The organism is Leifsonia sp. LS1 (assembly GCF_020521355.1).
GTDB lineage: Bacteria > Actinomycetota > Actinomycetes > Actinomycetales > Microbacteriaceae > Leifsonia.
The window spans coordinates 410,246-420,939 of sequence record NZ_BPER01000002.1; the positions used below are offsets into that span (position 1 = coordinate 410,246).

The window sequence follows — 10,694 nt, forward strand, 5'->3', positions numbered from 1 at the left end:
GGGGTCCTCTCAGTCGGCGGTGGCGACGGCGCGGTTGACGACGGCGGCCACGGGCCGTCCCGCGAAGTGGTCGACGATGTTCCCGGCCGCGTGCAGCGGCAGGTCGGCCAGCGCCTGCGGCGAATACCAGGCCGCGTGCGGGGTCAGCAGCACGTTGTCCAGTGCGCGGAGGCGGCTGGTCGCGGGCAGCGGCTCGCTGTCGAACACATCGATCGCCGCCCCGGCGATGCCTCCGGACGCGAGCGCCTCGGCGAGAGCGTCCTCGTCGACGAGCGGGCCGCGGCAGGTGTTCACGAGCACGGCGGACGGCCGCATGGCGGCGAGGGCGCGTGCGTCGACGAGGTGCCGGGTGGCGTCCGTGAGCGGGGCGTGCAGCGTCAGCACATCCGCCCGTGCGATCGCGTCGTCCAGCGAGACGGGCTCGAGGCCCTCCGCCAGGACGTCGCCGTCGTCGACCATCGGGTCGGCGACGAGCACGCGGAAGCCGAGCGCGGCGCAGCGGCGGGCGACCAGGGAGCCGATCCGGCCGTAGCCGACCACGGAGACGGTGGTCGCCGCGGGCCGGAAGCCCATAGGCCGTGCGTCCACCGCGGACCAGCGCCCGGCGCGCACCGCCCTGTCGTAGCCGATGAGCCCGCGACCGAGAGCGAGGATCATCGCGAGGGTGTGCGTCGCGACCTCGTCCAGGCAGTAGGCGGGTGTGTTCGCCACGAGGATGCCCCGCTCGGTGGCCGCCTCCACGTCGATCATGTCGTAGCCGATGCCGAGCCTGCTGATGAAGCGGAGGTGGGGGAGGCGGTCGAGCAGTGCGCCGTCGATGGTCGCCCACTGGACGATCAGGGCCGATGCGTCCGCCGCGGCCTCGGCGATGTCGTCGGCCGACGGCGAGGCGGCGCGCCGCACGCGCAGGCCGGCAGCGGTGAGGGCGTCGTCGGCGGCGGTGCCGGGCAGATCGCAGTCGGTGATCGCAACGAGATCGGAAGTCATAACGAAAACGCTATAGCATCTAGCGTTTGCGGGCCAGTCCGCTCGCATTCTGCGGCGATCTTGCTATAGCGTTTTCCCATGACCATCCGCCGCAGCCTCATCACCGGAGCCAGCTCCGGCATCGGATCCGCCACCGCCGTCGAGCTCGCCTCCGCCGGGCACGCGCTCTGGCTCACCTTCACATCCGGCGGCGCCGCGGCCGAGCGGGTGGCCGCCGAATGCCGGGAAGCCGGGGCCGCCGAGGTGCGCGTCAGCAGGCTGGACCTCCGCTCCCCCGGGTCGGTCACCGCCCTCGTGGAGGAGCTCTCCGCCACCTGGGGCGAGCTGCACGTGCTCATCAACAACGGCGGGGTGTGCCCCTACCGCCACTACGACGACATCGAGCTCGACGAGTGGGACGCGGTGATGGAGACGAACGTGCGCGGGACCTTCCTCCTCACCCGCGGGCTGCTCCCCCTGCTGCGCGCGGCCTCCGGCGACCGCAGCGTCGTGAACCTGTCGTCGATCGCCGGACAGCTCGGCGCCCTGCAGACCGGGATGCACTACGCCGCCAGCAAGGGCGCCCTGCTCGCCTTGACCCGGAGCTTCGCGCGGCACCTGGCCGCCGAGGGCATCCGCGTCAACGCGGTCACCCCCGGACCGGTGACGAGCGCCATCACCGACCAGCTGACCGGCGACGGCCGCGACGCCCTCGAGTCCTCGATCCCGCTGGGCCGCTTCGGAACACCGGCCGACGTAGCCTGGACGATCGCCTCGCTCGCCTCGGAGCGCGCCGGCTTCGTGACCGGCGCCACCTACGACGTCAACGGCGGCGTGCGCATCGACTGACGCGCCGCGCCCCGCCCCCACCCCGTCTGCCTCGCCGAACGACCCGCCACCGGAGGATCCCATGACAGCACTCGACGCGCTCCGCATCGTCACCGAGCAGGTCGACGCGTTCAACGCGCACGACCTCGACGGATTCGTCGCCACCTATGCGGAGGACGCGATCGTCACCGGGGTCGGCGAAGCGGCGCTCACGGGACGGGAGGAGATCCGCACCTTCTACGCCGACCGGCTCGCCTATCCCGGACTCCACTGCACCATCGACGCGCACGCGCTCTTCGGCGACCGCTGGGTGGTCGCGCGCGAGCAGGTCGTGCGCGACGGGGTCGCCACCGAGACGATCGCCACGTTCGACGTGCGCGACGGACTCATCCGGCGCGCCTCGATGGTCAAGGCCTGACGCCGGCCGGCGCGTCCGGACGCCGTCAGCGCCCGGTGAGACCGTACCGCTCCGCCAGGCCCGCGTCGGCCTCCGGCCGCCCGAACGCCGCCGTCCAGCCGCCGTCGACCGCGATCGACTGCCCGCTGATGTAGGAGGCCTCGTCGCTCAGCAGGTACGCCGTGAGCGACGCGACCTCGGCGACCGTGGCGATCCGCCGCAACGGCGGCCCCTCGGCGAGGCCGCGTTCCTCGGCCTCCGGATCGGCCGCCCCGGCGATCTGCGCGTCGAGGTGCGGCGTCCGCACCCCGCCGGGGGCGACCGTGTTGGCGCGGATGCCGAACGGACCGTAGCTGACCGCCACGCTGCGGGTGAGGGCGTCGATCCCGCCCTTGGTGAACTCGTACGCCGCGTGGTCCACGAAGCTCGCGCGGCCGTGGATCGAGCCCACGTTGACGATCGCACCGCCGGCCGCACGCGCGGTGAAGGCCGCGACGGCGGCGGAGCAGCCCCAGAGGTAGCCGAGGCCGTTGGTCTCGACCACACGGCGCACGGCCTCCTCGTCGAGGGCGTGCAGCGGGGTGCGGACGGTGACACCGGCGTTGTTGACCCACCCCGCGAGCGGCGCCAGCTCTTCCGCACGCTCCGCGGCCCGGGTGTGGACCGCGCGCTCGGCGGAGTCGCCGACGACGACCGCCGCGCAGATCCCCGCCTCGAGGGTGTCCGACGCCGACCGCTCGACTCCGACCACGGTCCAGCCGTCGGCCGTGAGCCGTTCGGCGATGCCGCGCCCGATCCCCTTGCCGCTGCCGGTGACGACCACACTGCGTGTCATTGCGACCTCCCGAAGTCGAACGTACCCGGTGCGAACCCGAAGCCGAGCCCGGGACCCGACGGCGGTGTCGCACGACCGCCGGCGAACACCGGGCCGCCGGTGACGAGCACCGGCGAGGGGTCGTAGGGGTTGGGCAGGGGGCCGCGCGCGAACGTCTCGACCTGCACGCCCGGCAGGTGCGTGCTGATCTCGGGCCCGATGTGGCACGACACGGGGAGGCCGCGGTCGGCCGCCCAGGCGAGGAACGCCCGCGAGGGGGTGATCCCGCCGAGGGCGACGACATCGAGTCGCGCCACGTCGATGCCTCCGCCCTCGGCGAGAGCCTGCAGGACGGCCGGGTCGGTGACCTCGTCGCCGACCGCGACCGTGAGTCCGGTCTCCCGGCGGATCCGAGCGCACCCGGCCACATCCTCCGGGAGCAGGGGGTCCTCGAGCCAGGCGAGCCGCGGACTCCCCCACGCCGCGAGCTCGTCGATCGCCTCGTCGGCGCCCCGCCAGCCGAAGCCGACGTCGACGACGAGACCGCAGCCCGCGGGCAGCTCACGGTCGAGCTCGGCGAGGAGGTCGCGCATGAGCCCGCGATCGGGCGACCGGGAGATCTTCACCTGCGGCCAGCCTGCGCGCGCCTGCACCACGACCTCCTCGACCAGGCTCTCGACCGTGCGGCCGGCCGTCGGGTAGGCGGCGACGAGCATGGCGGCGCGGGGGCCGCCGTCCGCGCCGAGCAGGCGCCAGACCGGAACGCCCTGCTGCCGTGCGTGCAGATCCCAGAGGGCCACATCGACGAGCCCGAGCGCACGGCGCACCAGGCCGACGCGGCCGACGATCGCGCTGCCGCGGAACGCACGGTCCCACAGCCTCTCGGGCTCGAGATCGCCGTCGAGCACGTGCGGCGCGATGAGGCGTTCGACGATCTCCGCCATCGGCGCCTCACGCGTGAGCCCGTACGCGACTCCGGCCTCCCCGCCCTCCTCGACGCGCACGGCGGCGAACTCCCGCCGGGTGACGGTCATCGCGCCGAGTTGCAGGGGCGCGGGCAGCGGCAGGGCCGTCGTCGCGGTGCGCAGCTCGCGCGTCACGGCTTCGGCACCGACGCGAGCGGCACGCCGTAGTCGACCAGGAACCCGCCGTCGGCGAAGAGGGTCTGACCGGCGAAATAGCTCGCGTCGTCGGAGAGCAGGAAGGCGACGGTCGCCGCGATCTCGCGCGGCTGGGCGAGGCGGCGGGCCGGGATGCGGGCGAGGATCGTCTCCTCGCTCAGCGTCCCGGCTGCCACGCCCTGACGGAAGACCCCGGTGTCGACATAGCCGGGGGCGACCGCGTTGACCCGCACGCCGCGCGCCGCCCACTCCGCGCCCGCCGTCGCCGTCAGCCCGACGACCGCGGCTTTCGTGGAGGCGTACGGCGCGCGGCCCGCCGAGCCGCGCGACGAGATCGACGAGATGTTGACGATCCGTCCGCCGCCGGCCGCCAGCATGTGCCGGCCGGCGGCCTGGAGGCAGAGGAAGACGCCGTGCAGGTTCACGTCCACGACGGCCTTCCACTCGTCCCAGCTCAGGTCCTCGATCGCGCGGTGACGCTGGATGCCCGCGTTGTTCACGACCGCGTCGAGCCGCCCGAACTCGGTGACGACGTCCGCGAAGACCGCCGTGACGTCGTCCGGATCGGTCACGTCGAGCCGCCGGTGGACGATCCCCGCCTCCGGGGTCGTCTCCGTGAGCCCCGGGACCAGGTCGGCGGCGACGACCCGGTAGCCGTCGGCGGCGAGCCGTCTCCCGATCTCCCAGCCGATGCCGGCCGCGCCTCCGGTGACGAGGGCGACGGGGGCGGATGCGGACGCGGGTGCGGTCATGCGTGTTCCTTCCAGTGGTTCTGCGGTGCGGTGGAGCGGACGGTTCAGACGGTGACGTTGCCGGCGGTCACGATGCGCGCCGAGTCGGCGGGGAATCCGGTGCGTGTCACCGAGCTTTCCACGTTCGCGGTGTGCAGCAGCGTCGACGTCCCGCCGAAGCCGCCTCCCGTGAGCTCGAGCGCGCCGCCGTCGAAGCGGCAGCCCGTGGCGCGGTAGTGGTTCGTGCCCCCGGTGAGCGACACGTGCTTCCCGCTCGACTCCGAGCGGGAGAACGCGCTGTCGGCGAGCAGCACGGTGACCGCCTTGTCCCCCGACCGGCCGATCGCCGTGCCTCCGGCGCCCGTGATGACGCTGCTCGCCGTCACCTCGATCGCCTGCTCTGCCGCGCCCGTCGCCTGGATCGACACGTTGTCGAGGCGGCTGCCGGTGACGCGCGTGCGCGCCGACGCCGTCTGCACCGGGTCGGACCCGGCGGGGGCCGTGAGCGTGGAGCCGCGGAAGGTGACCTCCCCGGCCCCGAGGATCTTCATCCCTCCGACATTCTCCAGCGTCGTGTTCTCGAAGGTGACCGGCACCTTCACACTGGCGTCGGTCAGGCTGCCTGGAGCCGCGAAGCCGAACCAGGAGTCGCGGATGACCGTCGGCCGGGTGGAGGCGGTCGACGCCTGCGTGATGACGAGCGTGCTGTCGGCGGTGCAGCCGGTCAGCTGCGCACCGTCGGCGTTGATCCAGAGCATCCCGGAGCCCGCCAGACTGGGCTTGCCGATCACCCGGACGTCCTCCAGCGTCAGGTCGGTGACCTTGACCCGCGCGACGAACCAGGAGCAGACGTGTTTGCGCACCGTGATGCGCTTGGCCGCCGAACCCCACGCCGCACCCGAGTTGGCGAAGGTCATCAGACCGGAGTTGCCCGTGTAGGTGAGGTCGTGCTCGTACTGGCCGTGCGTGACGAACGGGCCCTGGTCGTCGCCGTCGCCGTGGCAGTTCTCGACCATCGAATACGCGCTCGCGGTGAAGTCGTTCAGGTGCCGCGCGTTGGACGTGTGGCAGTTGGCGACATATCCGTACAGGCAGTAGATCTGCTGGGTGAGGTACCCGGCCCCTCCATAGGTCACCGACGTCGGGTTCGAGAGGGTGCAGCCGATGGTGGAGTAGAACGTGTTCCAGCGGCGCATGATCAGCGGCCAGAACGTCAGGCTGCCGACGATGTTCTCGACGTCGCAGCGCACGGCGTACTCGAACGCGATCGGGTGCGACCCGGTGTACTGGTCGGTCCCCTTGCCGCGGAAGACGAGGTTGGAGATGCGGATGTCCTGGACCGGTTGCACCTTGGTCCAGGTGATCGTGCGCCCCTTCGCCAGCGGCCACCCGTTCTTGTAGTTCACGCGGATGTGCGTGCCGTCGACGATCTGCGTTACCTGCAGCAGTTTCTGCAGCTCGCGTTCCCACCGCCCGCTCAGGGCGTTGACCTCCGCGGCATACCACGCGTCGACGGCGAACCACGAGGAGTCGGCGACCTCGAAGATGTCGCCGAGGTCCGGGATGGCAGCGCTGAGGGCGGCGCTCTGGGTCTCGGTCGAGAGGACCCCCTGGAAGAACATGACCGCGGCGAAGGGGTCGTCCGTCCCGGCGTTCTCGATCCCCTCCGTCGTCATGAGGTGGCCGCCGAAGTCGAGTTCGAGGTGCGAGCGGACCAGCTTGTGGCGCTTGGTGAAGTTGAGGTCGGTGTGGCCCTCGATCCTGGCGATGGCCGCGTCGGCGACCATCGCCTCCAGAGCCGCGTCGGCCGGGGTGTCCGGCCCCATGATCCCGAACTGGCGGAACTCGACGGTGCCGTCGTGCGCGAGCACCCACACCGTCCCGTTCTTGCCCGCGACGATCGTCCCGCCGTTGACGGTCGCGCCCTGGCCGGACGCGCCGCGGTAGATCAGTCCGCCGACATCGCCGGGCTGATGGTAGCCGGAGGCGATGGCGATCTCGCCGTCCTTCGCCTTGATCTTCGCCAGGTCGCCGACGACGCGCACCTGGCGCAGCGAGCCGGAGGCGCCGGGCGTCGCGGGGACCGCAGCGGTCGCCGCATCGGCCGGGGTGAGCCCGCCGACGGCGGTCACCCCGCCGATCGCGGCGGCCCCGAGACCGACGAGCAGGCCGCGGCGGGTGCCGGAGCGGGGGACGTCGGGCGCGGGCGCCGTCTCGCTGCGGCGGGAGCGGCGCGGGGAGGTCGGTGGAACCGAGGAGCTGGTCATGGAGCAGAGTCCTTCACGTTCGGTCGGCGACGAGCACGTCGCCGAGGAGGATGCGGTTCGACGGTTCGGGCAGGGTCCGCTCCACGCGCCGCTCGGTGGCGCCGTCGTAGAGCAGGGTCGAGTCGGAGCCGAACCCCGCCGCCGGGAGTCTCAGCGCGCCGCCGGTGAGCTCGGCGCCCGTGAGGCGGAGGTGGTTGGTCCCGCGCTCGATCGCGAGGTGCGGCGTTCCGGCGGGCGCGTCGGACGCGATCCCGTCGATCCGCCAGGTGACCGTGCCGGGACCGTCGCCGCGGGCGAGGGTCGGCGCGGACGTCCGGGTGGTGGAGAGGCGGGTGCCCTCGACGGTCACGCGCTGGTCGCGCGCGGCCGTGACGACGAGGGCGACCCCGTCGGCCGTGCCGCCGCTCACGGTCAGCTCGGCACTCCCGATCTGGAAGGCGTCCCCGCCGGCGGGCCCGCTCAGGGCGCAGTCGACGAAGCGGAGGGCGCCCGCGCCGCGCGCGACCGTCCCGTCGACGCCCTCGATGCGGCAGCCGGAGAAGGTGACCGTCGCCGTCACCGGGGTCTGCACGAGCACCTGTCCCTTCGGCAGGGTGAGGGTGCAGTCCTCGATCACGGTCGGCCGCGTGGAGCGGCTGCTGCGCTGGCCCACCGCGAACAGGCCGGCCGTGCAGCCCCGCAGCTGGGCGCCGTCGGCGTTGATCGTCAGCGTGGCCTGCGGGTCGAAGGTGCTGCGCGGCACGACGCGGACGTTCTCCAGGGTGAGGTCGGTGATCTTCGTGCTCGCGACGAACCAGGAGCAGACGTGATCGCGCACGGTGATCCGCTTCGCGCTCGTCCCCCACTGGGCGCCCGAGTTGGCGATGTCCATCAGCCCGGAGTTGCCGAGGAAGGTGAGGTCGTGCTCGTACTGGCCGTGGGTGGTGAAGGGGTTTCCGCCCTGATCGTCGCCGTCCCCGTGGCAGTTCTGCACCAGGCAGTACGCGCTCGCCGTCAGGTCGTTCAGGTGGCGCGCGTTCGAGCTGCGGCAGTCGCGCACCGTGCCATAGAGGCAGTAGATCTGCTGGGTCAGGTAGCCCGCACCGCCGTAGAACACGGTGGGCGGGTTCTCGAGGGAGCAGCGCTCGGTGACGAAGTGGCTGTTCCAGCGCCGCATGATCACGGGCCACCAGGTCTGCGTGGCGTGGATGTCGGCCACGTCGCAGTGCACCGCGTACTCGAACGCGACGGGATGCGAACCGGTCAGCTCCCGCGGGTCGGGCAGCGAGCCGTCCGTCGGGCCGTCGAAGGGGCCCGCCCCGGCGAACCGCATCGAGTGGATGCGCACCCGCTCGACCGGCGCGACACCCCGCCAGCGGAGCTTCCGCCCTTTCTCCAGTGTCCAGCCGTTGAGGTAGTCGACGCGCACGTGGGTGGCGTCGATGCGCTGCGTGATCCGGACGAACCGCTGCAGCTCCCGTTCGTCCCCGCCTCCTCCGGCGACCTCGTCGCACTGCAGCGCCCACCAGGAGTCGAGCGGGAACGCGCCGGCATCCGGCACGGCGACGGCGTCCGTCAGCTCGGGCCAGGCCTCCGGGAGCGCGTACTCGACCGTCGCGCCGGTGGGCGTGCCCGTGAAGAAGAGCACGGCGCCGAACGGGTTGTCGTGGCTGTTCGGCTCGATGCCGTCGGTGCTGACGAGGTGGCCGCCGAAGTCGAGTTCGACGCCCGACCGCGACGAGGTGTGCCGGCGGACGAAGTGCAGATCGGTGCGCGCTTCGATGCGGTGCACGGACGGATCGGCGAGGAGGGCGTCGAGCGCGTCGTCGGCCGGGGTGTCCGATCCCAGCACCCCGAAGGCGCGGAAGTCGACGGTGCCGTCGTGCAGCAGCCGCCAGGCGGTTCCGTTGCGGCCGGCGACCAGCGTGCCGCCGTTCGCCCTGCTCCCCGGGTGCTGAACGCCCACGTAGAGGAGGGTCCCGGCATCCCCCGGCGCACGGTATCCGGAGGCGACGGCGAGACGCCCGTCCTGGGCCTTCTCGCGCGCGAGGTCGGCGACCGTGCGCACCGTCAGCAGCGCGGAGGCGGGGCCGCCGGGCGCTGAGGCCGAGGCCGGTTCCGCCCGGCTCTGGGTCAGGAATCCTGCGCCGCCCAGTGCGGCGGCCCCCAGACCGACGAGGAGCCCGCGGCGCGTTCCGTCGGTCATCGGGCGCCTCCCTCGAGCAGACCGCGGAGCGCTCCGGAGGCCGCGGCGGTCACCCGGCCGAGCGACCCGGGCGCGAGCGGGGTCTGCCACGCCTGGTACGCGCCGCGACGGTAGGCCTCGTCGGTCGGCAGGTAGACGAAGCCGGGACCGTTGGCGAGGTTCAGCACGAGGACGGGATGGCCGTCCAGCTCCCCGCGGAGCCCCGTCTGGAGCGCCGAGTACGCCTCACCCGGGTGCGCCACCAGCAGGGCGTCGCCCAGCCTCCAGGCCCACAGCGGATGCTCGACGGTCGGTCCGTCGATGTAGCCGTCGCGCAGATTGCGTGCGCGTCCGAGGCGCTCCTGCCTGCTCCGCGGATCGATGTCCGCCCAGCTGCGCTCCAGGTCGTCGAGCGTCGGGAGGTCGTTCAACTCCAGCTCGACGGCGGAGCGGGCGGCGGCGATCGTCGTCGCCGGCGCCTGAGGCGCCTCGGTCCACATCCCGAGCGGAGCCCCGGACTCGACGACGCCGCTCAGCTCCAGCTCGGTCCCCGGCGCAGGCAGCAGGGCGAGGGCGGACAGTACGGCATATCCGAGCGCTCGGCCGTGCCTGTCCGCGACGTCGAGCTCGCCCGTGTACTGCCGGCGCGGCGCGAGCTCGCCCGAAGCACCCTGCAGGAACAGCACGGGCGCCCCGGTCTCCGACTCGACCAGCTCGCACATCGCTCCGACGTAGTCCGGCGAGACGAGGCGGTTCTGCCAGGCGAGGGTCGTGGGATGGCAGGCGTAGTTGACGACCGTGCCGACGGGACGCCCGTCGGCCGCCGTGATCCGCCCGACGACGACGGTGTCGTCGGCCTCCGTCGCGTCCGGGTTGTACCCGACGAGCGCGCGCCCCTCGATGTCGAGCTCGCGATCCGCAGCCAGTGCGCACCGGCCGGCGGTCCAGTCGATATGGCCGGGCGCGGCGGTGTCGACGGCCTCCCGGGCAGCCGACGCGATCGCCTCGGCGAGCGCGTCGAGGTAGCCGGGGATCAGCTCTCCCCCCGGGAGCCCGGCGTCGGCGCTGCAGAGCACGGCGCCCGCGTGCGTGTGCGACAGCGCGATGACGAGACGCTCCTCCGCGATCCCGAGCAACTCCCGCACGCGCCCGCGCACCGCGCGTTCGTCGTCGACACGACGCCACCACGTGCCGTCCACGGCCACGAGCACCAGCGGGTCGGCGCCGACCGCGAGCGCGGTCGCGGTGAACGGCCGGTGGGCGCCTTCCGAGCGCTCCCAGTCGGCCGGTCCCCAGTTCTTCGCGCGGATGCCCGTCGGTGGGGTGATGTCCCGTCGGGCGACGCCGACGGGGGCGTCGGTGCGCGGGACGGCGAGGCGTGCGCCCAGCTCGGTCATGCGTGCTCC

The 10,694-nt window shown here is 73.0% G+C and carries 9 protein-coding genes; 2 read left to right on the forward strand and 7 right to left on the reverse strand.

Features of this window, described 5'->3' with window-relative positions:
- Positions 1–9: 9 nt before the first annotated feature.
- Positions 10–987 carry a C-terminal binding protein gene (locus LLS1_RS05290; protein WP_223360594.1) on the reverse strand — a complete coding sequence of 326 codons (978 nt, stop codon included), beginning with the start codon at positions 985–987 and terminating at the stop codon, positions 10–12.
- Between the two features lie 78 nt (positions 988–1,065).
- Here LLS1_RS05290 and LLS1_RS05295 point away from each other — a divergent pair, with 78 nt between their 5' ends.
- Together LLS1_RS05295 and LLS1_RS05300 are read left to right on the forward strand one after the other, a co-directional pair.
- Positions 1,066–1,815, forward strand: a complete 750-nt coding sequence (locus LLS1_RS05295) for an SDR family NAD(P)-dependent oxidoreductase (protein WP_226653888.1) — start codon at positions 1,066–1,068, stop codon at positions 1,813–1,815.
- A 61-nt stretch (positions 1,816–1,876) separates the two neighbouring features.
- Entirely contained in the window at positions 1,877–2,212 is a 336-nt protein-coding gene (locus tag LLS1_RS05300; protein ID WP_226653889.1) for a nuclear transport factor 2 family protein, read from the forward strand.
- Positions 2,213–2,237: 25 nt separating this feature from the next.
- Here the strand turns inward: LLS1_RS05300 and LLS1_RS05305 are convergent, their stop codons facing one another.
- The 6 genes from LLS1_RS05305 to LLS1_RS05330 are packed head-to-tail and all read right to left on the reverse strand — an operon-like array spanning position 2,238 to position 10,685.
- On the reverse strand, positions 2,238–3,026 hold the full coding sequence (locus LLS1_RS05305; protein WP_223360591.1) for an SDR family NAD(P)-dependent oxidoreductase: 789 nt from the start codon (positions 3,024–3,026) through the stop codon (positions 2,238–2,240).
- On the reverse strand, positions 3,023–4,105 hold the full coding sequence (locus LLS1_RS05310) for an enolase C-terminal domain-like protein (protein ID WP_226653890.1): 1,083 nt from the start codon (positions 4,103–4,105) through the stop codon (positions 3,023–3,025). The genes LLS1_RS05305 and LLS1_RS05310 overlap by 4 nt, the downstream gene beginning before the upstream one ends.
- Entirely contained in the window at positions 4,102–4,878 is a 777-nt protein-coding gene (locus LLS1_RS05315) for an SDR family NAD(P)-dependent oxidoreductase (RefSeq protein WP_226653891.1), read from the reverse strand. The genes LLS1_RS05310 and LLS1_RS05315 overlap by 4 nt, the downstream gene beginning before the upstream one ends.
- Before the next feature lie 44 nt (positions 4,879–4,922).
- Positions 4,923–7,124, reverse strand: coding sequence for a peptidase C14 (locus LLS1_RS05320; protein WP_226653892.1), 2,202 nt, complete (start codon positions 7,122–7,124; stop codon positions 4,923–4,925).
- A gap of 13 nt (positions 7,125–7,137) precedes the next feature.
- Complete coding sequence (locus tag LLS1_RS05325) at positions 7,138–9,309, reverse strand: peptidase C14 (protein WP_226653893.1); 2,172 nt, start codon at positions 9,307–9,309, stop codon at positions 7,138–7,140.
- On the reverse strand, positions 9,306–10,685 hold the full coding sequence (locus tag LLS1_RS05330; RefSeq protein WP_226653894.1) for a hypothetical protein: 1,380 nt from the start codon (positions 10,683–10,685) through the stop codon (positions 9,306–9,308). Before LLS1_RS05330 ends, LLS1_RS05325 begins: the two co-directional genes overlap by 4 nt.
- Positions 10,686–10,694: the final 9 nt, after the last annotated feature.